The sequence below is a fragment of the Nocardia abscessus NBRC 100374 genome (assembly GCF_000308455.1).
GTDB classification, from domain to species: domain Bacteria; phylum Actinomycetota; class Actinomycetes; order Mycobacteriales; family Mycobacteriaceae; genus Nocardia; species Nocardia abscessus.
This window is the reverse complement of sequence record NZ_BAFP01000128.1, coordinates 41,109-67,703: the sequence shown is the minus strand read 5'-3', so window position 1 is coordinate 67,703 and position 26,595 is coordinate 41,109. Positions and strand designations below refer to the sequence as shown.

The window sequence follows — 26,595 nt, the reverse complement described above, 5'->3', positions numbered from 1 at the left end:
GGTGACCGTCGCGGGCGAGTGCGGCGGCGGTATCGGCGTCCAGGGTGGGCAACGCGCCGAGCCGCACCCGCGCGGTACCGCCACCTGAGGCCGGACGCGCCTGGGAGAGTTCTCCGCCCACCGCGAGCCAAGCGTGCACACCGCCGTCGAGGTAGCGCACGTCCGGCAGTCCCGCCCAGCGCAGTACCCACCACGCGCGGGTCGCGCTCGAGGCGAGGTCGGAGCTGTACACCACGACCAGGCTCGAATCGTTAATTCCCGCGCGCTCGAACAGATCACGCACTTGCGCCTCCTCCGGCAGCGGCGCGTCGCCCGAGATCTGGGTACGTGGGCCGACCAGTTCGGTGAAGTCCACCGCGTGCGCGCCGGGAATGTGACCGGCCGGGGGTTCCGCCGGCGCGAGGGCCGGCTGACCGGGGATGGTGGCCCGATCGCGGCGGATCTCGAGGACGACGACATCCGATCCCGCGTCGAGCGCGGCGGCGAGTTCGGCGGCGGAAATTACGGGAGGAACAGAACTCATCGCGATCCTTTGCCCGAGAGGCGGTGGTGTGACGCGGCCGACGTTAATACCGAGCCCTCCGGGCGAGAACAATTGGGCTCTCGCGGATCATCAAGCGGCGGAGTGATGTTCGCGATGCGGCCAGGTCGGAACGGGATCGCCCACAACACCCGTCCGCGCGGATCAGGGCATCGCCCACGGCGGCCGTATCGCCCGCCGTGGGCTGCTCCGTAGGTGTGGCAAGACGGGTAACGGCTACGACTCCGCGGCCGCGAATCGCTACGCTAACCGTTGCTTGCCGGTCCGGCGGCGGCCGGGGCTTCGGCGAGGCCGGTCAGGGCCTGCGGCAACGAATCCCGGTGCAGGACGCCGAGGCGTTGCGTGGCGCGGGTCAGAGCGACGTAGAGCTCGGCCGCGCCGCGGGGGCCCTCGGCGAGGATCCGTTCCGGCTCCACGACCAGCACGGCGTCGTACTCCAGGCCCTTCGTTTCCGACGCCGCCACCGCGCCTGGCACATCCGGTGGCCCGATCACGATGCTCGTGCCTTCGCGATCGGCTTCGCCGCGCACGAATTCTTCGATGGCAGTGGGCAGTTCGTCCTCGGCGACCCGCCTGGACCACGGCTGGACGCCGCACGCGCGAACCGACTCCGGTGGCTGGACTCCGGGCGCGAATTCGGCGAGCAGCGCGGCGGCGACAGTCATGATCTCCGCCGGCGTGCGGTAGTTCACCGACAGCGACCGGTAGACCCAGCGGCCGGGCACATACGGCTCCAGCATCGCGCCCCAGGAGGTCGCTCCGGCGACCGACCGGCGTTGCGCGAGATCGCCGACCACCGTGAAGGAACGGCCCGGGCAGCGCCGCATCAGCACCCGCCAGTCCATTTCGGACAGTTCCTGGGCCTCGTCGACCACGACGTGCCGGTAGGTCCAATCCCGGTCCGCGGCGGCACGTTCGGCGAGTTCGCGGCTGTCGCGCTCGAGGAAGCGATCCGCCAGGTCCTCGGCGTACAGCAGGTCCTGGGCGAACAAGTGGTCTTCGTCGTCCATCATGTCGGCACGGTCGACGAGGATGTCCAGTACCCCGGCCGCGTACTCGGCCTCGGCCTGCTGTTGCCGCTCGGCCGCGCGGCCGGCCGGTTTGTCGCGGCCGAGCAGGTCGACCAGTTCGTCGAGCAGCGGCACGTCCGACACCGTCCAGGCGGCGCCGTCTGCGCGAAACAACGTCCGGTCGGCGCCCGCGGCTCGCAACCGTTCCGGGGACGCGTAGAGCTGCGCCAACAATGTCTCCGGCGTCAGTATCGGCCACAATTCGTCGAGCGCGGCGGTGAACCGGTCGTTGTCCGCGAGCTCCGCGCGCAGGTCCGCCCGCAGGTTCTCCCATGCCTCGCGGTCTTCCCGGGTCAGCCAGCCTCGGCCGATGCGGGCTATCGCCCGTTCGGTGAGCACCCACGTGACGATCTCACCGAACACGGCGCGGGCTTCGTTGTGCGGCAGTCCGCTCGCACGCGCCTCTTCCCTGGCCCACTCCGCGGTCTCGGCGTCGATCCGCACCGTGACGTCCGTCAGTTCGATGGGCAGCGGATGCTCCGGCAGCCGCTGTCGATCGGCGACCGCCGCGGCCAGCACGTCCAGGATCTTCAGCGAGCCCTTGAGCCGCGCGGCGTCGGGAGTGTCGTCCGCGGTGACGCGCAGACCGGGCATCAGGTCGCCGGTGGTCATGAACACGACGTTCGTCTCGCCCAGCGACGGAAGAACGCGGCCGATGTGGTTCAGGAACGCGGGGTTGGGCCCCACCACGAGCACCCCGTGGCGTTCCATCCGCTCCCGCTGGGTATAGAGCAGGTACGCCACGCGGTGCAGAGCCACCACGGTCTTCCCGGTGCCCGGACCGCCCTCGATCACCAGCACCCCTGGGTGGTCGAGCCGGATGATCTCGTCCTGTTCGGACTGGATCGTCGCCACGATGTCGCGCATCCCCGTACCGCGCGGCGCGTTGACCGCCGCGAGCAGGGCCGCGTCGCCTCGCTCGCCACCACTGGGACGGCCGAGGACCTCGTCGGTGAAATCGACCACGTGACGCCCTCGGGTGTGGAACTGGCGGCGTCGGCGCATGTTCTCCGGGCTGGCGGCGGTGGCGACATAGAACGCGCGCGCCGCGGGCGCCCGCCAATCCAGCAGCAGCGGTTCGTACTCGTTCTCCTCGTCGAACAGTCCGATGCGGCCGATGTAGGAATGTTCGCCCGAAAGGGTGTCCAACCGGCCGAAGCACAGTCCGTTGTCCGCCACGTCGAGCCGCTTCACCTGTTTTGCCAGCGCACGCACCTCGACGTCCCGATCCACGAGGGTCCCGCCGTTTCCCCGCAGCGCCGCACCGTACCTGCCCTTCACTTGCGCGCGCTCGGCGTCGAGTCGCGCGTAGAGCGCGGTCACGTAGCTTCGCTCGGACCGCAATTCGTCTTCGTACTCTCGCGTTGACATATGCCCCTTACTTTTCGTGGCTCGACATCCAGGTGGTTCACGCGAACACGGGCGGCCGTTTTCAACATCGACCAGCGATTTTGCGGTACGACCCTGGTCTTGCCGCAAGCCCCCGGGTGCGCTATATGTTGAGACTGGAAGGAGTCGTAACGCTCCTTCCCTTTCTCGTCCGGTATGGACGGTCGCTCTCCTCGCATAGCCCTCAGCGCTGGGTGGCGCTCAGCGAACCCGCGGTCTGTCGGCGAGAGATCGCCGAACCGACCCGCGCCGAGAGCATCGTTCCGGGCGGTCCGCGATCATCGAAATATCCGGGCGCAGGCTAGGTTCCGAGATCGAAGCGGACACCGGAGCGCAGCAGTGCGGTGGCGGACAGTCCGAACATATGGTGGAAGGTTTCGCTGAAGTGGGACGGGGTGGCGAAACCGGCGTCGGTGGCGGAGCGCGTGAGATCGCGGCCTGCCGCGGCGTCCCGCAACGTGTGGATGACGCGGGTCCACCGCTGATAGCCGCGGAATGTGGTGCCGGACCGCTGGGCGAACAAGCGGAGGAAATGGGTGGTGGACAGGCCCAGGTTCGCGGCGATCGCCTCGGCACGGAAGGTGTGATTCGGGTCCCGGCGGATGGCGGCGGCAACCCACTCGATCCGCGGATCGGCGACCGACACGGCACCAGCTGTGGCCCGAGCGAAGATCCGGTCCGGATGCACGTCGGCTCCAGCGCACAGCTCGACGAGTTCGGCTTCCCGTCGGTGGGCCAGACCGTAGGGCCCGGCGGTAGCGGTCATCTCTTCCGCGATGCCGGTGGCGGGCGTACCCGTGGGATCGACGAACAGCAGCAGGATCCATCGCTCGGGGGCGACGACGCGGTGCGCCGCACGGGCGGGAGCGAACGAGCTGCCGGTGCGTATCTCCCCGTGCGCGGCGGTCTCCAGGACGAAGGGCCCCTCCAAGCCGACGCTGAGCACCGCCACCGAAACGGAATGCAGGTCGACGCCGAGCTCCGGGCCGATATACCCGACATGCCCCGGCCGCAGCCACACCGTCGGCGACTTCGCCGGACCGCATATTTCCGAAAGCGCACCCACGGTCACAACTGTCAGGGTATCGCTGGGCCACCGGGAACACGGTGGCCGACGACAATGATCACGAACCGCCCGGAAGGCACATCATGCGAGGCAGACTTCCATTGCGAGTCCGAATCCTGACCGCACTCACGACCGAGCCGGACTGGGATTCGATCACCCCGGACCAAGTCGTCGAATTGCGCGCGGCGCAGGACCGCAAGCGCCGGTCCGCGCTGGGCAGGCTCGTCACCGGCAAGCCCGACCGGGGCGCACGGATCACCACCTCGGTACTCGAGCTGCCGGGGCGCCGGCTGAACCTCCGCGTGTACCAGCCCGCGCGGGGAGGTTCGCAGCTGCCGCTGATCGTCGCATTCCACGGGGGCGGGTTCATCGGCGGCGTACCGGATCAGGACGACTGGCTCCTCGGTCACCTCGCGGCGAACTGCCCGGCCGTGGTCATCTCGGTCGACTATCGGCTGGCACCCGAGCACCGGGTGCCAGCACCCGTCGAGGACGCCTACGACGCTGTGCCGCGCCTCGTCGAGCAAGCCGCCGTTCGGGGCGCCGATCCCACTCGGCTCGCCCTGCTCGGTGCCAGCGCGGGAGCCACCCTCGCGGCTCTCACCGCGATCAGGGCGGGCGAACTCGGGCTGCCGCTGCGCGCCCAGGTACTGATCAACCCACAGCTCGACTGGACCCCCCGGGTCTTCGAGTACCCCTCGTTCACCGAGAACGCGGACAGCCCGACCGCCACCCCGGCCAATTGCCGTGCCGTGCAACGCATCGCGCTGCCCGAATCCTTCGACGCCCGGGTGATCTCACCGTTGTCGAGCGACAACCTCGCGGGACTCGCCCCGGTCCTCATCCAAGCCGCAGGGCTGGACACGCTGGAAGACCAGGCCCCCGCCTACGCCGACCGACTGCGACAGGCGGGAGTCGACGTGACGCTCACCCGCTACCCGGAAGCGGTGCACGCCTTCCTGAGCATGCCGGGACTGGTCCCGGCGGCTCGGCCCGCACGCGCCGAGATCCTCGCCCACCTGCGCAGCCACTTGCTGGAGCGCTCGAGCATGCCGACGCGGTAGGAACCGCGGGTGACGCCGATCATCCGGGCCGGCCCGAGGGTAGTTCACGGCGAGATCGGCTGGAACGGGCGAGTTTCCTCGTGACCGGTACGGACGACGCCTGCCGAGGATTCCGGCACTTCGTTCCAGGCCCCCGGCAGGTCGCGCAGCGGCTCGGAAACCACGAATCGCGCGTCCGCACCCAGCTGGCGCAGCGATTTCACCTCCGGGTGCAGGGCCCGCACTTTCGCGACATCGTTGGAATAGAACAGCGACCGTGTGAGGTGTTCACTGGAGTACCGGAAGAACCACATGGACTCGCCGTCGGTGGTCGCGACGGTCATCTGTACCGGGGCTTCGACGCCGTATGCGCGGCCGACGTCTTCGACGAAGCCGACGGCACGAGCGACCGCGTTGAACGGGTCGTCGACAAGTCCGAAGGTCAGCGCCAGAAAGAAGAGCGTTTCGGAATCCGTCGAACCCTCGATGTCGGTGAACAGGGCCGGGTCGACCGCCGTCATCAGGTCACGCTTGATTTTGCGGAAATCGCGCAGCGCTCCGTTGTGCATCCACAACCAGTTCCCGTGCCGGAACGGGTGACAGTTGCTGCGCTGCACCTCCGTGCCGGTCGAGGCGCGCACATGCGCGAAGAACAGCGATGTCCGGACCTGAGCCGCGACCTCCCGCAGGTTGCGGTCGTTCCATGCCGGTTCGACGTTCTTGAAAACCGCCGGTCGCGGGCCCTCGCCATACCAGCCGATGCCGAAGCCGTCACCGTTCGTCGTCGTCGCACCGAGGCGCGAGTGCAAGCTCTGGTCGATCAGGGAATGCACCGGCCGGAACAAGAGGTCCTCGGCCAGGATCTGCTCACCCGAATAAGCCATCCACCTGCACATATCTCGATTGAAGCAGACCGATCGGCAGTCGGCCGGCAGCGCCGCGCCGAATGCGCCCGGTATCGGGCGCTCACGCGGTGCGAGCGTGGTGCGCCACGGCCGTTGCGATTCTGCTCAGTTGCCCGACTTGCACGGCGCCACCATACCGGTGCGGACTGGAACCATCCGGTCAGGAGGAAGACCGGCCGGAAGCGGCAAGCGCGGAGCTCGGCGGCCGCTTCCGGCGGTAGGGCAGTACGAACATGTAGAGGCCGGTGCCCATGAGCAAGAACAGCGGGGGCAGTGGCAGATAGAACACCCAGATCGCGGATTCGGTAAGCCCCAACGCGGCGGCGACGAAGCAGACCACGACGGTCGCCGTGAAGATGACGGACATCCAGCGGTGCAGCTGCCGGTACCAGTTGTTGCGGTTCATTGTGCTCTCCTCTTCTGCGCACGATCGGACGGCGACGACAGCCCAGCAGCGGTCGGCACCGATTTCGTGCGGTGGTTTTCCAGGTGAATCCGCGCGAGGCGCGGATGGGGTGACAACCGGACGGTTCCGGCGGGCGGGCTACCGCTCGTCGAGTACCTTGCCGTCCAGTACGAAGTGGTGTGTGGTCAGTGTCGCGGTCGCCTCGACCAGTGGGAAGTTCTGCACCAGCGCGGTTCCGCGCATCGCCTCGGCCGACTCCCAGCGCCAGATGTCGAGGTAGGACCCGTCGTCCTGCCGAATCAAGGTGGCCGCGGTGAACGCCGCGTTCGCCGCCCGGATGCTCCGGATCAACCGGGTGCGCTGCTCCAGCAGCTGCGCCAGCTTGCCGGTCACGACGACGTATCGGTGCGTTCGTACGACTGCCATGGTCGTGCCCTCTCGTCTCGGATCCTGGTGTGCACCGTTCTCTCCCGCCGCGTTGCTTTCTCCTACGACTCATAGCCTTCCGTCGAGGTGCCTCGCGAACAATGAGCAATCGCGAAACGTCAGTTGCGCGGGGGGTTAACGATGAGGACTATGACGAGGTGGAGTTACGCGAAATCGAGATTTTCCTGACCCTTGCCGAGGAGTTGCACTTCGGGCGTACCGCCGAGCGGTTGCACATCTCCACACCCCGCGTGAGTCAGACGATCGCCAAGCAGGAACGGCGGATCGGTGCGCCCCTGTTCGAGCGAACCAGTCGCAAAGTGACCTTGACACCGCTGGGTGAGCAGCTTCGAGACGACCTCCAGGCGGGTTATCGCCGGATCCTGGAGGGCATGGAGTCGGCCGCGAACATCGCGCGCGGTGGACCGGACACGTTGACGCTGGGCGTGCTGGGGCCGATGTGGCAGGATTTGGCTCCCATGACGGCGCTGTTCAGGAACCGCTGTCCGCATGTCGAATTGCGCATGCGCGAGATCCGGATCGACGACCCCTTCGGGCTGGTCCGCAATGGCGACGTCGACGTAGCCCTGGTGGCTCTGCCCGTGCGGGAACCGGACCTGCGGGTGGGGCCCGAGGCGTTCACCGAGCCCATCGTGCTGGTGGTCGGGCACACGCACGAGTTGGCAGGCCGCTCATCGGTATCCCTGGCCGACTTGGCCGACTACCAGGTCCTTCCCTCCGGGTTGCCGATCCCGGAGTACTGGGAAGAGTCGTTCTCGCCGGTGGTTGCGGGCCCGCGGGATTCGGACGCTCCCGCGCCCACGCGGGAGGAGGTCCTGTGGGCCGTGACATCCGGTGATGCGGTGGCCTTCGCTTGCGGGCAAGCGATCAAGTACTACGACCGCGGCGACGCCGTGTACCTCCCGATCGACGAGGGGCCGACGCTGAGCTGGGGCCTCGTGCACCGTGCCGAGCCGGTCAGCCGCTGGGTCACGGAATTCACGCGCATCGCCACCGAACTCGGGCCGATCGACCTCACCCTCGACATCGATCCCTCCACCCTGCACCGCCTCCGCTCGGTGAGCTAGCGCGGCGCGCGTCGTCGTCGAGCCGTACGTCCCGCACGGCACCGCCGATCGTGAGCGAGCGGTGGATCGGCGGTTGTGCGATCGCCTGTTTCGATCTGCGTGACTGTAATGCTGGCCGTGCCGTGCCGCGGGTGGTTTCCTCTGACTCGATCATCAGGTTCGAGCGAAAGGCCCTGGTATGTCCGCCGATCACAGAGCTGACTCCGCGACCGCCGTGCGGGTGGTCAAGCTCGGTACGCACATCAGCGCGCAGATCGACGGGTTCCGGCTCGGTGGTGACCGCGAATTCGAGTCCACCTATTTCGAGACCGAGCATCCCGTGGTGGAGGTCCACCCGGAGACCGGCGAACGCGCCCTGCTGCTGGGGTGTTTCGTGAAACAGCTCGTCGGCCTGCCCAGCCACGAGTCGCACACGCTGTTGCGGCTGTTCCAGGACCGGGTGACTCGCCTGGAGCACACCGCCCGCTGGAACTGGGCACTGGGCGACGTCGCCGTCTGGGACAACCGCGCCACGCAGCACTATGCCATCGACGACTACGACGGCAGCGAGCACCGCAAGCTGACCCGTATCGCGCTCGCCGGGGAGATCCCGGTGAGCGTCGACGGCACGCCGAGCACCGTGATCGCGGGCGACGCCGAGTACTACTCGGCCGCCGACTCACTGACGCGCGCGGCATAACCCGTCATCGGGACGGATGATTCGAGTTCGCGAACATGGCCGCGTCACAATGGGTTCGGCGGAATCCGCGACATGCTCGACGGCGGATTCGTCCAGATCGCGCAAACCGTATGCCTTCGATTCGGACCGATCACATCGAACTCATCGTGAGTGAAGATATGGGTGAGTGCGCGACGCATTGTTTCCCTACCGGTACCGGTCGGAAACGGCAGCGATTTCGGGGGTCGAGTGAATCACATGCCGCGCGCCCTCCGGAACCGAACGAGCAGCATAGATTACTCTATTACGGCTCGCGCGTCCGATGACTACGCGCGAACAGGTAGCGACTGGTCTTCGGCCGAAGATGGGAATCCCGTGAATTTGTGGAGTTACATCCAGGGACGGGGGGATGTTCTGGCGTTCCTCACGTATCAGCATGCCTCCCTGGCGTTTCAGACGGTCCTGGTCGGAACTGTCGTCGCCGTCCTCATCGCGGTGGCGGTTTATCGCCTCCCGCTGTTGTCCGCGCTTTCCCTGACCTCGAGCCGTGTGGCGCTGACGATTCCTTCGCTGGCACTGCTGGCGATTCTGTTGGTCCCGTTCGGACTCGGGGTGGTCCCGTCGTTCGTCATGTTGGCGTTCTTCGCGGCGTTGCCGGTGATCGGCAACGCGATCGTGGGTTTGCGATCGGTACCGGCCTCGGTCGTCGAATCCGCGCAAGGCATCGGCTTTTCGCGATGGCGCATTCTGCTGACCGTCGAATTGCCGATCGCCTGGCCGGTGATCCTCACCGGCATCAGGGTGTCCGCCCAGATGATCGTCGGCGTCGCCGCCATCGTCGCCTACGTCCTTGGACCGGGCCTCGGATCACTGATCTTCAACGGCCTCTCCAGGCTCGGTGGCGCGAACGCTCTCGAGATGGCACTGACGGGCACCATCCTCATCGTCATCATCGCGCTGGTGTTCGACGCGCTCCTCGTCCTGCTCGGACGCCTCACGATCGCAAAGGGACTCTCATGACCGACGATGTGACCAGTCAGCCCGCCCCGGCGACCGCCGAGCGCAAGGTGACCGGGGCGTCCATCGAGCTGGACTCGGTCGTCAAGCGCTACAAGGGGCAGCACAAGCCCGCGGTCGAACGCCTGGACCTGGAGATCGAGGCAGGCGACATCGTCGCGTTCGTCGGCCCGTCCGGCTGCGGCAAGACGACCACCCTCAAGATGATCAACCGGCTGATCGAGCCGACCGAAGGCAGAATCCTCATCGGCGGTCGCGACGTCACCAGGGAGGACCCCGACAAGCTGCGGCAGTCGATCGGGTACGTCATCCAATCCGGTGGCCTGTTCCCCCACTGGACGGTCGCCAAGAACGTCGGCGCCATCCCGCGGGTGCTCGGATGGGACAAGAAGCGGATCGCCGAACGCACCGAGTACCTGCTCGATCTGGTCGGTCTCGACCCAGGCACCTTCGCCGACCGGCTGCCCAAGGACATGTCCGGTGGGCAGCAGCAGCGGGTCGGGGTCGCACGCGCGCTCGCGGCGGACCCGCCGGTCCTGCTCATGGACGAGCCCTTCGGCGCGGTCGATCCGATCACCCGGGTCCGCTTGCAGGACAGCCTGATCGCGATCCAGCAGGAACTCGGCAAGACCATCGTGATCGTCACGCACGACTTCGAGGAAGCCACCAAGCTCGGCGACAAGGTGCTCATCCTGTCCCAGGGAGGTCACGTCGAGCAGTACGCACGCCCGGAGGAGATCCTCACCGACCCTGCGACGCCGTTCGTGGAGGAGTTCGTCGGGTCCGGCGCGAAGTTGGCGTATCTGACCGTATCGCGGGTGCGCGACGTGGCCTACGACGAGGTGATCACCGCTCGGGTCGGCGAGTCGGCGCAGGGTGTGATCGAACGCGCGAAGGCTGCCGGACACACCTGGGTCGTCGTCGTCGACGAGGCCGGACGGCCGCGGTCGTGGCCCTCCCTCGCGGAGGTGGCGACCAAACCGGAGGTCTCCGACTATCTCGATCGGCGGTTGCCGGTCGTCGCGCGTTCCTCCACTCTCAACGACGCGCTCGACGCCATGCTCGCCACCAGCCAAGGCGCCGCACTCGTCACCGACGGGCGCGGGGCGGTCATCGGCTCGCTCGGCATCGGTGCGGTCACCGAGGTGATCCGGACCAAACTCGCCGAGGGCCGCGCCGACGAGGACCTGTCGTACGAGACCTACATCGACGGAACCGATCCGGCGCCCACGCCGGTGGTCGCCGCCGACGACGAACCCGGATCGGCCGGGCAGTCATGAGTCGTCTGCGCCGCGTCCCGATCGACGTTTGGTTCGAGCCGATCGTCATCCTCGTCATCGGGATCGGATACGTCATCTGGTATCGGTCGACGACGTTCACCCCGACCGAGAAGGCGTCCCTCGGCTGGGACAACCTGCGGACCACGATCCTCGCGCACATCCAGCTGACGGTGGTGGCCACGGTGATCGTGGTGGTCGTCGCGATTCCGCTGGGCATCGCGTTGACCCGCCCGGCATTGCAGCGGCTCGAGCCGATCGCCGTCAATATCGCCAATATCGGCCAGGCCGCGCCCGCGGTGGGCCTGCTCGTCTTGTTCACCTTCTGGTTGGGCACCGGATTCCGCACGGCGATCGTCGGTCTCGTCGTGTACGCGATCCTGCCGATCCTGCAGAACACGATCATCGGACTCCGGCAGGTCGATCAGCGCACGATCGAGGCGTCGCGGGGCATCGGCTATTCGGGCGCGCGGACGCTGTTGCAGGTCGAGCTACCGCTCGCGGTGCCGGTGATCCTCAACGGTGTGCGTACCGCGCTGGTCATCCTGGTCGGTACCGCGACGCTGAGCACCTTCATCGGCGCGACCAGCCTCGGCACGCTGATCACGACCGGCGTCACCCTGTTCCTGCCGAAGCTGCTCATCTCCGGCGCCGTCCTGGTCGGACTCCTGGCGTTGATCATCGACTGGCTCGGCCGACTGGTCGAACTGGCCGCGACCCCACGAGGTATCGCATGAGATCGCCACGAGCCCGGCTGCTCATCCTGATATCCGCGCTCGCCGCGACTGCGTCGATGCTCGCCGGATGCGGACTGGTGAGCTCGTCCGGAACGTTCCACGACGCGCGTCTGCCGGACGGTGCGCGGCCGCTGGACGGTGCGAAGCTGGTCGTCACCTCGAAGAGCTTCACCGAGGGCGTACTGCTGGGCAAGATCACCGCGACCTACCTGGCCGCGGCGGGCGCCGAGGTCACCGACCTGACCGGGGCGCCGGGTTCCGCGTCGTCTCGCCAGGCCCAGCTCAACGGGGACGCCGACGTGCTCTGGGAGTACACCGGCACCGGTTGGGTGAACTACCACAACCAGACCGAGACGATCTCGGACCCGAAGCAGCTCTGGCAGCGTGTGCACGACATCGAGAAGCGTGACCACGATCTGGAGTGGCTTCCGCCGGCCAACTTCAACGACACGTACGCGTTCGGCACATCGACGCCGAACGCCGAGCGACTGAAAGTTCGGTCCCTCTCCGACGTGGCCGCGCTCCCCGTCGCCGACCGGACGTTCTGCGTCGACGACGAATTCTTCAGCCGCTCGGACGGTTTCATTCCGATGCTGCAGAAATACGGGATCCCCTACAACGCTCCGAACGGCGTTCCGTCCGGCAACGTCACGCGGATGGACGCAGGCGTCGTCTACACGGCGACCGCCAAGGGCGCCCCGTGCAACTTCGGCATGATCTACACCACCGACGGCCGGGTCAAGAACCTGAATCTGGTCGTCCTCGACGATGACCAGAAGTTCTTCCTCCCCTACAGCGGCACGGCGGTAGTGCGTGGCGCCGTCATCGACCGGTACCCGCAGTTGCGGACCCTGCTCGGGACGATCTCCGAGCAGCTCACCGATGAGCTGATGCAGGATCTGAACGGTCGTGTCGACATCGATGGAGAGGATCCCGCCGACGTCGCCTACGACTGGCTGAAGAGCGAAAGGCTCATCGAGTAGTAGCCGGGGCTGCTGCCACCGAATTCGAATCACCGCGATCTGCACACTGCGGAAACGATCGGCGTATCCGTACAGTGTGGCGAAATGGTCCCATCATCCGATATATCCGCCGAACTCACTTCGCTACGACCGCTGTTGTTCACCGTCTACCTACCAGCGGCAGCGTATGGAATCGGCATCGGAGCCGCGGCGCCCGTCATGGCGCTCACCGCGCTCGACTTGGGCGCGTCGTCGGCCGTCGCAGGCCTGACCGTCGCTTTGGTGGGGCTCGGGCAGATACTGGGCGATATTCCGGCAGGGCAGCTCGTATCCCGGTTCGGTGAGCGAATATCCATCATCGGCGCGAGCACCGCAGGGACGATCGGGGTGCTGTTGTGTTTGTTCACCCCGACAGTTCCGCTGTTGGGGGTGGGACTGATAATCGTCGGATTATCCAATGCGGTGTGGGGACTGGCCCGGATGAGTTATCTGTCGGAGGTTGTACCTTTCGAGCGTAGAGCGCGGGCGATGTCGCTGTTCGGCGGAGCCATGCGGCTGGGCTTCTTCATCGGCCCGTTTCTCGGGGCGGCCGTGATCACCGCTCTCGGCACACGCGGCGGATTCACCGTTCAGTTGATCGCCATCGTGGTCGCCGGATCGTTGATGGCCCGGCTGCCGGATCCGCAGACCTCGGCGTCGGCAGTACCGCAACCACCACTGTCCCTGATCGGAGTGGCACGAGCCCATCGCACCCTGCTGCTGACGCTGGGCACCGGGTCATTGCTGATGGGCGCCGCGCGGTCGTCACGCGAGGCCGTGCTGCCACTATGGGCCGATCACCTCGGCGTCGAGGCCGCGACCGCCAGTCTGATCTTCGGAATCGGGGCGGGCCTGGATGTGCTGTGCGCCTACCCTGCGGGCCATCTGATGGACCGTTACGGCAGGCGATTCATCGCGGTGCCGTCGCTGGTCATCCTGGCCATCGCGTATCTCGCTGTGCCACTGACCGATTCGATACTCACGCTCAGTATCACGGCTATCGTCATGGGAATCGGCAACGGAATCGGCAACGGCGTCATCATGACGATCGGCGCCGACATCGCGCCCGTGACCAGCCGCGCCGAGTTCCTCGCCGCGTGGCGGCTCACCCACGACGGCGGCTTCTTCGTCGGACCGCTGGCGATCAGCGGAACTGGCGGCTATCGGTCCGCTGGCCGTCGCGGTCCTCACCATCGGAGGGGTGTCGGCGCTCGGCGCCGGAGTGATGGCTCGCTACATCCGGTGTACATCCCTTGGCCGAGCGGATCGACCACGTGGAAGAACGCCGACCAGCCGAGCCGGCGTCCGGCCCGAACGGATCGGGAGCCGCCACAGAGCGGCGCCCGATCCGCTTCACGCACTATTTCGTAGCCTGCGTGTTGTATTCATTGGTGTAGAACTTCGACGGTTCGAAGGCACCGGTGATCGCGCCGGTGTCGCGCAACCAGTCCTTCCAGTGCAGGAATTCGGCGTCGACGATGACGCCGTTGGTGGCAGGCACCCCGACCGACAGCCAGTACTTCACCGACGAAGCGTCCTCAATTTCGTGCATGCCCGTTTGCCGATCGCCGATATCCAGCTGGCTGCGTTCGCATTCCGCGGTCGTCGAACGCTGGTGGAGTGACGTCTTGCGGACGCCGAGTGACGGTGCGGATCCGCACGCGCGGGCGTGACCACGAGCCCCGTGTGTCGTCGGTCGTTCCCGGCGCTTACGATCCGGTCATGGCGGAGATCAGCAGTGAGCGGCGGGACAAGGTCGCGGTGATCACCGTGCACGACCCGGATCGGCGGAACGCGTTGACACCGGCGCTGTCCGAACAATTGGCCGCCGCGGTGGCTGACGCCGAGGCCGATACCGGCGTGCACGCGGTGATCGTCACCGGAACCCCGCCCGCGTTCTGCGCGGGCGCCGATCTCAGTGCACTCGGCGAGGCGCGCGAACAGGGCCTGCGGGTGATCTACGACGGATTCCTCGCGGTCGCGCGCTGCGCACTGCCGACCATCGCCGCGGTCGGCGGCGCCGCCGTCGGCGCGGGACTCAATCTGGCGCTGGCCGCCGATATCCGGATCGCCGGGCGCCGCGCCCGGTTCGACGCGCGGTTCCTGCGGCTCGGCATCCACCCCGGCGGCGGGATGACCTGGATGCTGCAGCGCGCCGTCGGGCCGCAACGAGCCGCCGCGATGACGCTGTTCGGCGAGATCCTCGACGCCGACACCGCCCTCGACGCCGGATTGGCGCACCGGGTGGTCGACGGTGACCACGACGCACTGCTCGCCGCCGCGCTCGACTTCGCCGCGGGCGCCGCCGAAGCGCCGCGCGATCTGCTGATCACCACGAAGCGCACCATGCGCCACACCGCGAACCTCGACGCCCACGCCGACGCCGTCGACGCCGAGATCGTGCCCCAGGTGGCCTCCCTCGAATCCCCGGAATTCGCCGCGCGGCTCGCGGCGAAGAAAGCCGAGATCACTCGATCCAGCTGAGCTCGAGCGCACCGCCATCCGACGTCACGGCTTTCACCGCCTGATCGGCACCGGCTCCGACGAGCCACTGGCGTGCAACGGTTGTCGCCTGCTGTCAGTTCGTGCCGTCGACAGCGGCGTAGAGCAGCGAGTCGCGCCGAGCCCCGCGGACGAACAGGTGGCTGCGCATCCTGCCCTCGAGCGTCGATCCGACCTTTTCCAGTACCCGAGCGGAGGCGTGGTTGTCCGGATGGCATGTCGCGCTGATGCGCCGAAGCCGCAGTCGTGACCCCTATCGCTGCCGAACCGATGAGCCTTCCGGAGCGGGGTCGGCGTCGTCATCTGCTCAGCTGACGTCAGCGCCGAACCACTTCGCCAGCATGCTGAGCAGGTCCTGCTGGTCTGCGGCGACCCACGCCACATGGCCGTCCGGTCGCAGCACGTGCTTCGCGCGTCCTCGATTTCCGCAGGATCTGGCTTCGGCTGGAGACTGTGCAGCGAACCGGGGGCCTTGCCGCAAGGCCCCGGTAGCGCTAGTTGAAAGTGGCCAGGAGTGAGTAACCTCCTCGCGAAGTCGCACTAGCGCTGGGCAGGCAGGTGTCGCGAATCAGGCGATCTTGTTCCGGAGTGGTCGCCCAGGCGATTTCTTGCCGTTGCCGTGGTAGGTGCCCTTCGGGCCGAGCTGGAGTTCGCGTAGGAGTTCGTGGCCGTGGTACACGCGCACGATTCCGTGGTGCTCGGACGTGTGCACGGTCTCCCCGACGAGCTGAGCGCCGACCTGGATTTTGCGCTTGCGGTAGCTGATGGCGCCGTGGGAGTTGACGCGAAGCGCGCGCGGCCGCGCCGCGTCGTCCATGTCGGCGACCGACGGGATCTCCTGTGGCCCCCCGTGCAGTACGACGTCGAGCTGCCGAACCCCGTCGGACATCGGGTATTCCGGCCGCGCACCGACCAGGTCGTGGCGGCGCAAGATCGCGTGCACCGTCGATATCGCGGGCACCTGGCTCGTAGTGCCTCGCATCAGTTCCGCTCGGATCCTGCGGGCGCCCCACCGCGGCCGGTTCAGCCGAATTCGCACCACGGCGGCCTCGACCGCGGCCGGTGACCGGCCCGGGAAACGCTTCGGACGGCGCGAGCGTGACGCCAGCCCCGCCACACCCTGCGCCCGGTAACGCGCGAGGTAGCTGTAGTAGGTCTTGCGGGAGATTCGGTACCGGCGGCAAACCTCGGTCACGGTGAGCCGATGACGTTCGGGCGCCTGCAGGATCTCGAGCCACAGCTCGGGCCGCGTACTCATGGCCGGATCGCGTCGGCTCGGTCGGCGACCGGCGCGGCCGTCTCCGCTTCGGCGAAGTCCTCGGCGGGTGCGGGAGCGGGCTTGCCGGGAATGAACGACGACGCGACGATCAGGATCACCGCGGCTCCGGCGATCCACGAGTACGCGTGCTGGAATCCCAGCTGCGCGCCGACGGTCGTTTCGTTGATCAGCGCGACCATCGCGATGCCGATCGACGCGCCGAGCTGGTTGAGCATGTACAGCACGGAACTGCCCTGCGGGACCAGTTCCGGTGGCAGTGTCCGGTAGACCGATCCGATCGTCGGCGCGCCTCCCGATCCCGTGCCGATCCCGAAGGTGAACGCGGCCAGCGCCGTCCACCACAAGTTGGTGTGCGAGTCGAACTGGGTGAACCACAGGGCGCTCAGTAGCGCCACGACCGCGCCGGTCAGTGCGAGACGGCGGGAGCCGAGCTGGTCGGAGAGCCGGCCCGCCAACGGCATCGCGATCGCCGATCCGAGGCCGAAGGGCGCAAGCAGCAGACCCGCCTCCCAGGCGTCGAAACCCCGAACCTGTTGGTAGTACAGCGGAATCGCGAAGATGCCGGCGAAACTGAGCAGGCCGAGCAGGGCCGCCGCGACCACGCTGGCGCTGAAGTTGAGGCGGGTGAACAATCGCACATCGATCAGCGGCGGCGTCGCCCGCTTGCGCAACGCGTGCGCGGTGTAGGCGGCCAGCAGCACGATCGCGACGGCCAGCGGAAGCAGCACGTGCCAGGTCGTGAAGACACCACGCTGGCCGACCTCCGACAACGCGAGCACGCCGACGGCGACTCCCGGGCCGATCAACGCCACGCCGATCACGTCGAGCCGGGTGCGGGTGGCCTGGGGTGGGTCGATGGGCAGGATCCGCAGTCACAGCACGAACGAGGCGATCGCGATCGGCACGTTGATCAGGAACATCCAGCGCCAGTCGAAGCTGCTCAGGATGAGACCGCCGACGATCGGGCCGAGGATCGGGCCGGTCGAACCGACGATGCCCATCACTCCCATCACGCGGCCCATCCGATTCGGTCCCGCGGCGCGCGCCAGCAACGTGAGCATCAGCGGGTCGAGGATGCCCGCTCCGATGCCCTGGATCACTCGGAACACGATCAGGCTGTCGATGGACCAGGCCAGTCCGGAGCCGATCGAGCCGACCAGGAACACCACGAGCCCGGTGAGCCAGGGTTTGCGGCCGCCGAAGCGGTCGACGGCCCACGCGCCGACCGGAATGGTGAGCGTCAGCGCCAGCAGGTAACCGGTGGACACCCAGCCCACAGTGGCGAGGGAGGTGTCGAACCTGGCGGCCAGGGTGTCCACCGCGACCGCGGCCATCGAGCCGTCGAGGATGCCCATGATCCCGCCGAGCAGGATCACGCCGATCATCCGCCGCAAGGCGGGATCGAGCCGGTCTCCAGGGGTTGCGTCATAGGTGTCTCCCGGACTGGAATGCGTGCATAAATTTAACTCGCTGGTTCAATCTAATGACCAAATCGGTACATATCAAGGCGGTTCATGAAACTGAACCGACAAGGAAAGACAGCGCAGGAGGTGGGCTACACTGCGGGAGTGGCAGCAGTGACATCGCCGACCGGGCAGACGCCCTCGCGCGGGCGGATCGACAAGCGGCAGGCGATCTTGGACGCGGCGTTCGTCGTATTCGCGCGCCGGGGGTACGCGCAGGCGTGTGTCCAGGAGATCGCGGAGGAAGCCGGCGTCGCCAAGCCGACCATCTACAACCACCTCAACGACAAGGAAACGCTGTTCCGGCACGCGCTCACGGCCGTCAGCGACGCGGTACTGGCCGAGAACCTTTCCGTCGTGGAGCGGTTGCGCAACCCCGGCACCGACTTGCGCGCCGCACTGGAAGACCTGGCGTACCGACTGATCCGGGTCTGCTGCTCCGAGCGATCACGATCGCTGCGGTGGCTGACCTACGGCCAGGTCGCCCAGTTCCCCGACCTGATCGACATCGTCGTGAGCCGCACGTCGGACCAACTGGCCGAAGCGCTGGCCGACCGGCTCGCGCGCCTGTCGCTGTCCGGCCGCCTGCGCGCGTGCGACCCGGCCACCGCCGCGGAACAGTTCCTCGTGTTGATCACCGGGCCGATGGAGGGCCGCTCGCGGCTCGGCACCCGGAAGGTCGCCACCGCCGAGATGCACGCGGTCGCCACGGCGGCGGTCGATACTTTTCTGCGCGCCTACGGGCCGGCCGAAAACCGATGAGCCCGCGATTGTTTCCGCGAAGCCGAAGGTCGTCATCGCCGATGAGCCGACCAGCGCTCTGGACATGACGGTGCAGCGGCTCATCCTCGACCGTATCCAGCACCTGACCGAGTTCGGCACTCGTCTGCTGGAACTACGTGGTTTGACCGTCTCCTACCGCACCCGGACAGGTCTGGCGCACGCCGCGCGAGCTACCCGCGCGGTGTGATCCGCAGGTGCCGGAGCCGCCGCGAATCCGGCGGGATCGGGCCTGCCATGCCCGGCACATCGTGATCCGTTGCGCGGCAACGCCGATCGAGGCTGAAGCTGTCGGTGCGGCAGTGCGTGAGGATTTGTCCGCGGCATGGCCGCGAAGGTCGCCGTTGGTCAGCTGGGCGACTCGACCGGCCCATCGCCGATCGAATGCCGGTCCGCTCCGGCGGTCGCTCGATCAGGTTTCCGAGGCGACTGGTGAGCGCGGGGATCTTGGAGGCAGCCAGCAGTGCCCGGAACTGCCAGCTGTCGTCGCGGGGCAGGATTCCGGCACGTTGCGTAGCTCCGGTTCCGAAATCGCGCGGATCGGCACCGCCCGGTGGGTGTAGGAAGTCCGGAACCGGTTTCATCGACGGCCGCCTGCCGATCGACCGGGAAACCCTCGTCGACACCGCCGTCGGCATCGTCGTCTCGCTGCTGAGCATCGCGTTCCCGCTCTGACGCGGCGATCGCGAGAGGCTTCGATATTCTCGGCCCTACTGCCGTCATCCAGGAGACACATGCCCACCGGAATTCGCCGTACGACCCGCACGCTGGGGCAGTTTGCCGCGGGCGCGCTGCTCGTCAACGCCGTCCCGCATTCGGTCAAGGGCCTGACCGGAGAGCGGTTCCCGACTCCGTTCGCGAGCCCGCCGGGCGTCGGCCTGTCCTCCCCCACCGCGAACATCGCGTGGGGCGCGATCAACCTTGCGGCCGGGGCCGCGTTACTGCGCGGACGGACTCGAACGGCGGGCGAGAACGTCGCGGCGCTCGCCGGTGGCGCGCTGATGGCGTTCGGCCTCGCCTATTACTTCAGCGGCCTGGACCTGGACAAACGGGACTGACTCCCAGCAAGCGGCGGCATACGGCGCGGGGCTGGTGTAGTCGGCTGCCGCGATCTACGTCGGTCACGCGATCCGGCTGTTGTGGTGGGCGCGGCAGTCCTGCGCGATCGTGTGGCGGATTCCGAGGAGTAGGCAGCCGCGCCGGTGCGCCGAGCGGGCGCCGCCGACGGACGGCGGATGACCAAGGACCCTGGTGTCCGGGCGGAATGCCCGTATCGCGCGGACCCCGCACCGCAAAGACTCGCAGTATGACCGCAAACGACGAAGCGCCCGTCATTCCGGTACCCGGTCATCGGACGATCCTGGAGGCGCTGCGGCTCGCGACCCGGGCGCCTTCGGTGCACAACATCCAGCCGTGGCGCTGGGTCTTCGACGGCGCCCGCCTGCACCTCTACACCGACGCCGACCGGCTGCTGCCCGCGACCGACCCGCACGGCCGCCAGCTGGTGATCAGCTGCGGAACCGTGCTGCATCATCTGCGGACGGTCTTCGCCGACCGCGGCTGGCACACCGATACCCTGCGTGCGCCCGACCGGGAACGACCCGATCATCTGGCCGTGATCGAGTTCCGTCCCTGGGCAGACCCGCCGGAGGGAATCCATTCCCGAGCGCTGGCCATCGACCTGCGGCGCACCGACCGGCTGCCGATGAGCGAGCCGGAAGGCTTCGCCGACATCCTCCCGCGGTTGCGGATGCTCACCTCGCCGCACGAGGTGGAACTCGACGCGCTGGCCGACAGCGCCAGGCCACGGCTGGCCGCGGCCTCGGAACAGGCCGGGGCTCTGCGCCGCGACGACCTGCTGTACCAGTCCGAATTGCAGTGGTGGGCAGGGCATCCCGAGACGCCCGAGGGCGTGCCGCCGTCCGGGCTGGTATCGGATGCGGAATTCGCCCGGGTCGACGTCGGCCGCGCTTTCCCCTCGGCGCCGCGTTCGATGCGACGTGCCCAGCTCGAGGACCGCGCGGCACTGGTCCTGCTCAGCACCGAAGGCGATTCGGTGACGCAGTGGCTGCACACCGGTGAGGCATTGTCGGCCGTGCTGCTGGAGTGCACCGCCGCGGGCCTGGCGACCTGCGCGCTGACACATATCACCGAGCTTCCGATCGGACGCGGACTGCTCGCCGGCTTGGTCCCCCGCCCGGCAGCGCCGCAAGTGCTGATCCGCGTCGGTACCGCGCCCGACGACGCGGGCATGATCCCGCCGACTCCGCGGCGACCGGTCACGGAGGTCTTCACCGTCACCGGCTCCCGCTGACCCCGCGCCACCGGTACCGCCGCTGCGCGGCGGGGCTCGGCCGCGTCCGGGTGACCATGGTCCCGTCAGTGCGGGCACGAGTCCTCTCACCGGTCCGGGCTCGAACGAGCAGTCTCTTCGGTATGGGACAGGAAATTCTCCGTATCGCGGTCGTGTGTACGACCGGATCCCACCGGCACGATCAGCCATGATTCACCCGTGAAAGGCACCTCCCATGAGCTACCACCGCGACCCCCTCGCACCGGCGGTGCACACCGCGCACGAGTGGCTGCGCACCCTCGCCGACGGACTCGCCACCGAAGACCGGGCATTCGCGCACCGCGCGCTGCGGGCCTGGCTGCACACCGTCCGTGACCGCATCGGTGTCAACGCGGCCGCGCACCTGAGCGCCCAGCTGCCCGAACTCCTGCGCGGGATCTTCTACGAGGGCTGGGTCCCCGCACGGGTCCCCGTCCCGCACGACGTGCCCTCGTTCCTCGATCAATTCGCCCGGGAAGCGGGCGTATCCCGCGACGAGGCCTACGCGCTGGCGGGTGCCGTGACCGACGCGCTGGCCGACTTGTTCTCTCCCGGGCAACTCGACCACGTCTTCGCGTTGCTGCCGGAAGACATGCGGGCCATCCTGCGCGGAACCGACCTGGCGGGCACCTTGCAGGAGACAGCGGTCACCCGGCCGGAATCGCGCTTCGACGAATTGGACAACCGGTTACGAGCGCTCACCGACGCGGTGACGGTGCTCGCCCGCAGCCTCGAGGAAACCGCCGGTGGGGCGCCGCATGACACCGCGAGGGTTTCCGCCGCCCAGCAAGCCCATCGAATTCTGATCGCCGAAGGGCTCGCCCGCGCCGACACGCCGACTGGCTGATCCGTTTCAGGGACCGCCCGTCACACGCCGTGCGCTGGAAATGGAGCCACGCACGCGGTGGCCCTGTCGCGATGCCGGTAGATCCGACAAGAGGACTTTGGTCGGTACCGAGCGGCCTGCCCGTTGCGTAGTGTCGACCGCGCAACTGCTTCCCGGGATTGGACACCACCATGATCACGGTGTTTCTGGTCGACGACCATGAAATCGTCCGCCGCGGTCTCGTAGACCTGCTCTCCGACGACCCGGAACTGTCCGTCGTCGGCGAGGCGGGCGACGTCGCCCAGGCTCTCGCCAGGATTCCGGCGCTGCGGCCGGACGTCGCCGTACTGGACGTACGCCTGCCCGACGGCAACGGCATCGAACTGTGCCGCGATCTGCTGTCCAAACTCGACGATCTGCGCTGCTTGATCCTCACGTCGTTCACCGACGAGCAGGCCATGCTGGACGCCATTCTCGCCGGAGCCAGCGGCTATGTGGTCAAGGACATCAAGGGCATGGAGTTGGCGAAGGCGATCAAGGAGGTGGGCGCCGGACGCTCCTTGCTCGACAACCGCGCCGCGGCCGCCCTCATGCAGCGGCTGCGCGCGAACACCGAGGACGGCCCGCTGGCCGCGCTCACCGAGCAGGAACGCAGACTTCTCGACCTGCTCGGCGAAGGACTGACCAACCGGCAGATCGCCCAGCGCATGTTCCTGGCCGAGAAGACGGTGAAGAACTACGTCTCCCGGCTGCTGGCCAAGCTCGGCCTCGAACGGCGCACCCAGGCAGCCGTCTACGCCTCCAAACTCCGATCCCGGCCGTCCGGGTCCACGATCGAGTTCTGACCCTTTCCTCGTCGACGTCCGGCCGGTCCGCTGTCGCGGCATGCCGTACCGCGTCCTCGCGAAGCGTTCGGCCGTTCTCTTCGGCAACCGGGTGAAATAGTCTTGAACCATGGCGAGCAGCCGCGCTGACGGTGTTCCGGGAGCCGCGCAGACCAGCGATTACGCCTCGGCCGACACCTACTCGGTCCGCGATACGCTTTCGCAACTGCGGCTGCGTGAGCTGCTGGGCGAGGTCAAGGATCGGATCGAGCAGATCATCGACGCCCGCGACCGGATGGACGGCCTGATCGAGGCGATGCTGACCGTCACCTCGGGGCTGGACCTGGATCGCACCCTGCGGACGATCGTGCACACCGCCATCTCCCTGGTCGACGCCCGCTACGGCGCGCTCGGCGTCCGCGGCCACGACCAGCAACTCACCCAGTTCATCTACCAGGGCATCGATGAACCGACCCGCGAACAGATCGGGGATCTGCCGCAAGGCCACGGGGTGCTCGGATTGCTGTTCAGCCAGCCCACACCCATCCGGCTGGACAACCTCGCCGACCATCCCTCCTCGGTCGGATTCCCCGCCCACCACCCGCCGATGCGCACCTTCCTCGGCGTGCCCGTCCGCATCCGCGACGAAGTCTTCGGCAACCTCTACCTCACCGAGAAGGCAGGCGGCCAGCCGTTCACCGAAGACGACGAGGTCATCGTGCGTGCCCTCGCCGCCGCGGCCGGAATCGCCATCGACAACGCCCACCTCTACGAATCCGCCCGCACCCGGCAGGCCTGGATCGAAGCCACCCGCGACATCACCACCGAATTCCTCGCCGGAACCGCGCCCGAGCAGGTCCTCACCCACCTGGTCGAAGCCACGCGCCGGCTCACCGGTTCCGAGCGGACCTTTCTCGCGGTCGTACCGGACCCGGAGAGCCCGCCCGAGGAGATCACCGAACTGGTGATCACCCATACCGCGGGCGCCCCGGACCACGAGCGGGTGGTCAAATTGTCCTTGGGCGACACCACGATCGGTCAGGCGTTCGGACTGCGATCCCCCCGGCGCGTCGACGACGCGCGCCGCGCCGATCTCGGCAAGATCTTCCCCGGCACCGGACCCGCGCTGATACTGCCCATGCAGACGTCCGATTCCACCGTGGGTGTGCTGGTGGCGCTGCGCGCGGTGGAATCGGCGCCCTACAACGACGAGACCCTCGCGTTGACCGCCGCGTTCACCGAGCAGGCGGCGCTGGCGATGCAACTGGCCGACGCCCAGCAGCGCGTGCGGGAGCTGGACATCCTCTCCGACCGCGACCGCATCGCCCGCGACCTGCACGACCACGTGATCCAGCGACTGTTCGCCGTCGGCTTGAGCCTGCAGGGAACCGTCCCACGCACCCGCGTTCCCGAAGTACGCGAACGGATCACCGAAGCGATCAGCGATCTGCAAGAGGTGGTTCAAGAGATCCGGACCTCGATCTTCGACCTGCACGGCGGCGACAGCCACAGCGCGCGGGTGCGCCAACGCATCGAGGAAGCGATCCGGCAGCAGACCGCCACCAGCGGAATCCGTACCTCCGTGCGTATCGGCGGCCCGCTCTCGGTGATCGAACCGGAACTGGCCGATCATGCCGAAGCCGTTGTGCGAGAAGCGGTCAGCAACACCGTCCGGCATTCCGGCGCGAAGTCGGTCTCGGTCGAGATCACGGTGGCCGACGACCTGACCATCGTCGTCGAGGACGACGGGTGCGGCATGCCCGGCGAGGTCACGCCGAGCGGTCTGCGGAATCTCGCGCGGCGCGCCGAGGACGCGGCCGGGACTTTCACCATCGCCGCCGGTACCGGCAGCGCGGGAACCCGGCTGTGCTGGACAGTACCGCTGCGCTGACCGGCCTCCGCCAGGAGCCCCTGCAACGCCTGGCCCGCCACCACCAACACCGGGCAGCCTGGAAGCGCTGGCTGGCCCATCGCGACGGACCCGCCTGCATCACCGCGGCGACGAGCATGCCGATCAGTCGGCGGCACCACGGCGGTGTCGGTCCGCCTGCTTCCACTGGCCAGGTGGGAGCAGAAACTACCCGGCACCTAGACCTGCTCCTGCCCAGGATCAGGTCCTATCACCAGTCTTAGTAGCCGATCATCGTATGGTCGAAGTGAACCGAGCGTTGGGCGCTTCGAGCGATTCCGCTAGGTGAGATCCTCCGCATTCGATGAATCATCAGCGGACACGATCAACCGTGCCTGCAACAGCAGCCCGGCGATCAGCCGGGTCGTTGCCGGTCCCGCCTCAAGCGTTCGATGGCTTTCGCCATCCCGGTCGCGCGGTCGGCGCCGGGGAGGTTTTCTCGCTCATAGGCGATCAGCCGCTCGGCGGTTGCATTGTTTCCCATCACCATGGTGAGCAGCAGCCGGAAGTCGTCCGGTGCGCTGTCGGAGGAACTCGGCGCCGGACGCGGCGCCGGATGAGCGCCCGGCCCGCGATTCTCCGCGACCAGATGGCGGGCCAAGGAGGAACACGAAGAAGTTGCGGGGCCGAACAGGCTCTTGTACAGGTTAACGACGAACGCGAACCCGAACAGCAGCGCGAACGGCGCCACGCACCACAGGCCCACGACATTTCCGCCCTTGCCCCCGGTTTGATCTGTGCGGGTGAGCGATTCGCTGAACAATGCCACGGCGGCCACGACCAGTCCCGCCGTTAGGAGCCCACAGATCACCGTCTCGCCGCAGATCCTGGGAAGCATGCGCACGAAAACCTCACGGTGACCGCCCAGCTCGGCGTCCTGCGCGGCCATACGCACCCGATCGAGCAGTCCCTCGTCGTTGAATGCCGGTATACGGTCAACCACCGTGCTTCCTTCCCCGCACCGCCTCGCGCCCCACATCATCCGAAATGCCCTCGCCCGCAGATCGTCTCGATCGGCAACAGAGTGTGAGTGCGAGAGCCGAGATTCTGAGACGACGCTGCCCCTGATCGTGCGCTGCAATTGCCCCCCGCCTCGGCAGGTCGATGAACTAGACATTCGCTATTTGCACAACGTTCAGTCGGTTCTGCTCGAGGAACTCGGTGGGAGTGGTTCCGGTGAACTCGCGGAATTCCCGGTTGAAGTGGGACTGATCGGCGTAGCCGTAGCCGGCCGCGAGGACGTGTAGCTGTGGCTGGGGGTCGAGCAGGAGCCGGCGACGGACTCGGTCGAATCGGATCAGTCTGGCCGCGACCTTCGGGGTCAGCCCAACATGGTGAGTGAATTTCGCGATCAGGTGTTTGTGACTCCAGCCCACCTCTTGCGCGATCCGGCCGATGGGAACCGCTCCTGCGCTGATGTTCAACAGCGACCAGGCCCGCTGCACTTCGGGGAGCGGCCGACGCCCGGCGGCGGCACGTTCCAGGAGGAAGTTGTCGAGCAGATCGAACCGGTCCCGCCAGCTCTGCTGATCTCGAATCCGGTCAGCGGCGGCGCGGTACCGACGCCCGATGACATCGGATACGTCCGACACCCTGCCGTTCAACTCGATACCGGGAGCGCCCAGCAATGTATAGGCCCCCAGTGGATCCAACGAGAGTTCAATGTAGGACGGCGCGCACGCACCGTCGATCGGTATGCGGTGACCGCGAACGCCGATGAGGAACTCCGGCGGCCGCGCAGCGGAGTCGGCAAGTTTGATGACCAACTGCACTGCCGCACCGGCGGGCAGGCTGCGATGTTCGGGCGGCACATCGGTGTGCGGATAACCGTGATAGTTCTGCACCAGCAGCGACCGCAACTGTGGATGCGGTTCGATATCAACTCGCCGCGGTCGACCCTGTCCGGCCTCGGTGCCGCCGACCGCATCGACATATTCAGTCACTACGCGCATGCCCCCTTGCGTCGTTCCCGTCGAGCATGCGTCTGCACGCAATCACGCTCGAAACAACCGCCCAGTCGGGTATCACCGTCTATGGCAACGTATAACGGCCTGAT

29 protein-coding genes and 1 pseudogene are annotated in these 26,595 nt (G+C 67.5%); 16 read left to right on the top strand and 14 right to left on the bottom strand.

Annotated elements, in window-relative coordinates; translation table 11 throughout:
• The 3 genes from ON19_RS26315 to ON19_RS26305 form a co-directional block, all read right to left on the bottom strand.
• On the bottom strand, positions 1-523 hold a 523-nt coding region (locus ON19_RS26315), incomplete at its 3' end, for a sulfurtransferase (protein WP_043698477.1).
• Between the two features lie 263 nt (positions 524-786).
• Complete coding sequence (gene helR / locus ON19_RS26310; RefSeq protein WP_174377731.1) at positions 787-2,982, bottom strand: RNA polymerase recycling motor ATPase HelR; 2,196 nt, start codon at positions 2,980-2,982, stop codon at positions 787-789.
• A gap of 319 nt (positions 2,983-3,301) precedes the next feature.
• Positions 3,302-4,072: an AraC family transcriptional regulator gene (locus ON19_RS26305; RefSeq protein ID WP_063709494.1), complete on the bottom strand. Its 771-nt coding sequence runs from the start codon at positions 4,070-4,072 to the stop codon at positions 3,302-3,304.
• Positions 4,073-4,167: 95 nt separating this feature from the next.
• Here ON19_RS26305 and ON19_RS26300 point away from each other — a divergent pair, with 95 nt between their 5' ends.
• On the top strand, positions 4,168-5,130 hold the full coding sequence (locus tag ON19_RS26300; protein WP_043698556.1) for an alpha/beta hydrolase: 963 nt from the start codon (positions 4,168-4,170) through the stop codon (positions 5,128-5,130).
• 44 nt (positions 5,131-5,174) lie between these two features.
• On the opposite strand, the gene ON19_RS26295 is transcribed toward ON19_RS26300, so the two are convergent.
• The 3 genes from ON19_RS26295 to ON19_RS26285 all read right to left on the bottom strand — a co-directional run bounded on the left by ON19_RS26295 (position 5,175) and on the right by ON19_RS26285 (position 6,846).
• Positions 5,175-5,993: a class II glutamine amidotransferase gene (locus ON19_RS26295; protein ID WP_043698474.1), complete on the bottom strand. Its 819-nt coding sequence runs from the start codon at positions 5,991-5,993 to the stop codon at positions 5,175-5,177.
• Between the two features lie 181 nt (positions 5,994-6,174).
• Entirely contained in the window at positions 6,175-6,420 is a 246-nt protein-coding gene (locus tag ON19_RS26290; protein WP_043698471.1) for a hypothetical protein, read from the bottom strand.
• A 138-nt stretch (positions 6,421-6,558) separates the two neighbouring features.
• Positions 6,559-6,846, bottom strand: coding sequence for a hypothetical protein (locus ON19_RS26285; protein WP_043698468.1), 288 nt, complete (start codon positions 6,844-6,846; stop codon positions 6,559-6,561).
• A 158-nt stretch (positions 6,847-7,004) separates the two neighbouring features.
• Between ON19_RS26285 and ON19_RS26280 the strand changes: the two genes are divergently transcribed.
• From ON19_RS26280 to ON19_RS26250, 7 genes and pseudogenes are all read left to right on the top strand, one after another.
• A complete protein-coding gene (locus tag ON19_RS26280; RefSeq protein WP_051169331.1) occupies positions 7,005-7,934 on the top strand; it encodes a LysR family transcriptional regulator in 930 nt (309 codons plus the stop codon).
• A 280-nt stretch (positions 7,935-8,214) separates the two neighbouring features.
• Positions 8,215-8,613, top strand: a pseudogene (locus tag ON19_RS26275) (TauD/TfdA dioxygenase family protein); the annotation flags it as partial.
• A gap of 354 nt (positions 8,614-8,967) precedes the next feature.
• Complete coding sequence (locus tag ON19_RS26270) at positions 8,968-9,612, top strand: ABC transporter permease (protein ID WP_043698465.1); 645 nt, start codon at positions 8,968-8,970, stop codon at positions 9,610-9,612.
• Positions 9,609-10,889 (top strand): ABC transporter ATP-binding protein, encoded by a 1,281-nt coding sequence (locus ON19_RS26265; protein ID WP_043698462.1) that lies wholly within the window; start codon positions 9,609-9,611, stop codon positions 10,887-10,889. Before ON19_RS26270 ends, ON19_RS26265 begins: the two co-directional genes overlap by 4 nt.
• A complete protein-coding gene (locus tag ON19_RS26260; protein WP_043698459.1) occupies positions 10,886-11,623 on the top strand; it encodes an ABC transporter permease in 738 nt (245 codons plus the stop codon). The genes ON19_RS26265 and ON19_RS26260 overlap by 4 nt, the downstream gene beginning before the upstream one ends.
• Entirely contained in the window at positions 11,620-12,606 is a 987-nt protein-coding gene (locus ON19_RS26255; protein WP_043698457.1) for a glycine betaine ABC transporter substrate-binding protein, read from the top strand. The genes ON19_RS26260 and ON19_RS26255 overlap by 4 nt, the downstream gene beginning before the upstream one ends.
• An 84-nt stretch (positions 12,607-12,690) precedes the next feature.
• Complete coding sequence (locus ON19_RS26250) at positions 12,691-13,995, top strand: MFS transporter (protein ID WP_063709493.1); 1,305 nt, start codon at positions 12,691-12,693, stop codon at positions 13,993-13,995.
• On the opposite strand, the gene ON19_RS26245 is transcribed toward ON19_RS26250, so the two are convergent.
• A complete protein-coding gene (locus ON19_RS26245; protein WP_043698454.1) occupies positions 13,985-14,176 on the bottom strand; it encodes a hypothetical protein in 192 nt (63 codons plus the stop codon). The genes ON19_RS26250 and ON19_RS26245 overlap by 11 nt on opposite strands.
• Before the next feature lie 170 nt (positions 14,177-14,346).
• On the opposite strand from ON19_RS26245, the gene ON19_RS26240 reads away from it, so the two are divergent.
• Positions 14,347-15,108, top strand: coding sequence for an enoyl-CoA hydratase (locus ON19_RS26240; RefSeq protein WP_043698547.1), 762 nt, complete (start codon positions 14,347-14,349; stop codon positions 15,106-15,108).
• 94 nt (positions 15,109-15,202) lie between these two features.
• On the opposite strand, the gene ON19_RS44765 is transcribed toward ON19_RS26240, so the two are convergent.
• The 5 genes from ON19_RS44765 to ON19_RS43365 all read right to left on the bottom strand — a co-directional run bounded on the left by ON19_RS44765 (position 15,203) and on the right by ON19_RS43365 (position 17,790).
• Entirely contained in the window at positions 15,203-15,370 is a 168-nt protein-coding gene (locus ON19_RS44765) for a GNAT family N-acetyltransferase (protein WP_368854288.1), read from the bottom strand.
• A 63-nt stretch (positions 15,371-15,433) separates the two neighbouring features.
• A complete protein-coding gene (locus tag ON19_RS44760; protein ID WP_368854287.1) occupies positions 15,434-15,667 on the bottom strand; it encodes an aromatic-ring hydroxylase C-terminal domain-containing protein in 234 nt (77 codons plus the stop codon).
• Between the two features lie 27 nt (positions 15,668-15,694).
• Entirely contained in the window at positions 15,695-16,384 is a 690-nt protein-coding gene (locus ON19_RS39225) for a helix-turn-helix domain-containing protein (protein ID WP_051169330.1), read from the bottom strand.
• Positions 16,381-17,217, bottom strand: coding sequence for an MFS transporter (locus ON19_RS43370; protein ID WP_218006482.1), 837 nt, complete (start codon positions 17,215-17,217; stop codon positions 16,381-16,383). The genes ON19_RS39225 and ON19_RS43370 overlap by 4 nt, the downstream gene beginning before the upstream one ends.
• Positions 17,218-17,277: 60 nt before the next feature.
• On the bottom strand, positions 17,278-17,790 hold the full coding sequence (locus tag ON19_RS43365; RefSeq protein ID WP_218006481.1) for an MFS transporter: 513 nt from the start codon (positions 17,788-17,790) through the stop codon (positions 17,278-17,280).
• Positions 17,791-17,973: 183 nt separating this feature from the next.
• Between ON19_RS43365 and ON19_RS26225 the strand changes: the two genes are divergently transcribed.
• The 7 genes from ON19_RS26225 (at position 17,974) to ON19_RS26195 (ending at position 24,521) form a co-directional block, all read left to right on the top strand.
• Complete coding sequence (locus ON19_RS26225) at positions 17,974-18,630, top strand: TetR/AcrR family transcriptional regulator (RefSeq protein WP_043698541.1); 657 nt, start codon at positions 17,974-17,976, stop codon at positions 18,628-18,630.
• Between the two features lie 64 nt (positions 18,631-18,694).
• A complete protein-coding gene (locus ON19_RS42235) occupies positions 18,695-18,838 on the top strand; it encodes a hypothetical protein (RefSeq protein ID WP_157229854.1) in 144 nt (47 codons plus the stop codon).
• A 544-nt stretch (positions 18,839-19,382) separates the two neighbouring features.
• Complete coding sequence (locus tag ON19_RS26215; RefSeq protein WP_051169329.1) at positions 19,383-19,706, top strand: hypothetical protein; 324 nt, start codon at positions 19,383-19,385, stop codon at positions 19,704-19,706.
• Between the two features lie 248 nt (positions 19,707-19,954).
• Positions 19,955-20,962 (top strand): Acg family FMN-binding oxidoreductase, encoded by a 1,008-nt coding sequence (locus ON19_RS26210; protein ID WP_043698448.1) that lies wholly within the window; start codon positions 19,955-19,957, stop codon positions 20,960-20,962.
• Positions 20,963-21,176: 214 nt separating this feature from the next.
• Positions 21,177-21,827 carry a DUF2267 domain-containing protein gene (locus ON19_RS26205; protein WP_043698445.1) on the top strand — a complete coding sequence of 217 codons (651 nt, stop codon included), beginning with the start codon at positions 21,177-21,179 and terminating at the stop codon, positions 21,825-21,827.
• 170 nt (positions 21,828-21,997) lie between these two features.
• Positions 21,998-22,651 carry a response regulator gene (locus ON19_RS26200; protein ID WP_043698535.1) on the top strand — a complete coding sequence of 218 codons (654 nt, stop codon included), beginning with the start codon at positions 21,998-22,000 and terminating at the stop codon, positions 22,649-22,651.
• Between the two features lie 109 nt (positions 22,652-22,760).
• Positions 22,761-24,521: a sensor histidine kinase gene (locus ON19_RS26195; protein ID WP_083899646.1), complete on the top strand. Its 1,761-nt coding sequence runs from the start codon at positions 22,761-22,763 to the stop codon at positions 24,519-24,521.
• Positions 24,522-24,894: 373 nt separating this feature from the next.
• On the opposite strand, the gene ON19_RS26190 is transcribed toward ON19_RS26195, so the two are convergent.
• Positions 24,895-25,428, bottom strand: coding sequence for a hypothetical protein (locus ON19_RS26190; RefSeq protein WP_157229853.1), 534 nt, complete (start codon positions 25,426-25,428; stop codon positions 24,895-24,897).
• A 220-nt stretch (positions 25,429-25,648) separates the two neighbouring features.
• Positions 25,649-26,482 carry an AraC family transcriptional regulator gene (locus ON19_RS26185; protein ID WP_051169328.1) on the bottom strand — a complete coding sequence of 278 codons (834 nt, stop codon included), beginning with the start codon at positions 26,480-26,482 and terminating at the stop codon, positions 25,649-25,651.
• Positions 26,483-26,595 lie beyond the last annotated feature (113 nt).

Coding starts and splice junctions, on each gene's coding strand:
- helR (WP_174377731.1), bottom strand. CDS start 2,982: ATGTCAACGCGAGAGTACGAAGACGAATTGCGGTCCGAGCGAAGCTAC.
- ON19_RS26295 (WP_043698474.1), bottom strand. CDS start 5,993: ATGGCTTATTCGGGTGAGCAGATCCTGGCCGAGGACCTCTTGTTCCGG.
- ON19_RS26290 (WP_043698471.1), bottom strand. CDS start 6,420: ATGAACCGCAACAACTGGTACCGGCAGCTGCACCGCTGGATGTCCGTC.
- ON19_RS26285 (WP_043698468.1), bottom strand. CDS start 6,846: ATGGCAGTCGTACGAACGCACCGATACGTCGTCGTGACCGGCAAGCTG.
- ON19_RS26265 (WP_043698462.1), top strand. CDS start 9,609: ATGACCGACGATGTGACCAGTCAGCCCGCCCCGGCGACCGCCGAGCGC.
- ON19_RS26260 (WP_043698459.1), top strand. CDS start 10,886: ATGAGTCGTCTGCGCCGCGTCCCGATCGACGTTTGGTTCGAGCCGATC.
- ON19_RS26255 (WP_043698457.1), top strand. CDS start 11,620: ATGAGATCGCCACGAGCCCGGCTGCTCATCCTGATATCCGCGCTCGCC.
- ON19_RS26250 (WP_063709493.1), top strand. CDS start 12,691: ATGGTCCCATCATCCGATATATCCGCCGAACTCACTTCGCTACGACCG.
- ON19_RS26245 (WP_043698454.1), bottom strand. CDS start 14,176: ATGCACGAAATTGAGGACGCTTCGTCGGTGAAGTACTGGCTGTCGGTC.
- ON19_RS26240 (WP_043698547.1), top strand. CDS start 14,347: ATGGCGGAGATCAGCAGTGAGCGGCGGGACAAGGTCGCGGTGATCACC.
- ON19_RS39225 (WP_051169330.1), bottom strand. CDS start 16,384: ATGAGTACGCGGCCCGAGCTGTGGCTCGAGATCCTGCAGGCGCCCGAA.
- ON19_RS43365 (WP_218006481.1), bottom strand. CDS start 17,790: ATGATCGGCGTGATCCTGCTCGGCGGGATCATGGGCATCCTCGACGGC.
- ON19_RS42235 (WP_157229854.1), top strand. CDS start 18,695: ATGACGGTGCAGCGGCTCATCCTCGACCGTATCCAGCACCTGACCGAG.
- ON19_RS26215 (WP_051169329.1), top strand. CDS start 19,383: ATGCCCACCGGAATTCGCCGTACGACCCGCACGCTGGGGCAGTTTGCC.
- ON19_RS26210 (WP_043698448.1), top strand. CDS start 19,955: ATGACCGCAAACGACGAAGCGCCCGTCATTCCGGTACCCGGTCATCGG.
- ON19_RS26205 (WP_043698445.1), top strand. CDS start 21,177: ATGAGCTACCACCGCGACCCCCTCGCACCGGCGGTGCACACCGCGCAC.
- ON19_RS26200 (WP_043698535.1), top strand. CDS start 21,998: ATGATCACGGTGTTTCTGGTCGACGACCATGAAATCGTCCGCCGCGGT.
- ON19_RS26195 (WP_083899646.1), top strand. CDS start 22,761: ATGGCGAGCAGCCGCGCTGACGGTGTTCCGGGAGCCGCGCAGACCAGC.
- ON19_RS26190 (WP_157229853.1), bottom strand. CDS start 25,428: ATGGCCGCGCAGGACGCCGAGCTGGGCGGTCACCGTGAGGTTTTCGTG.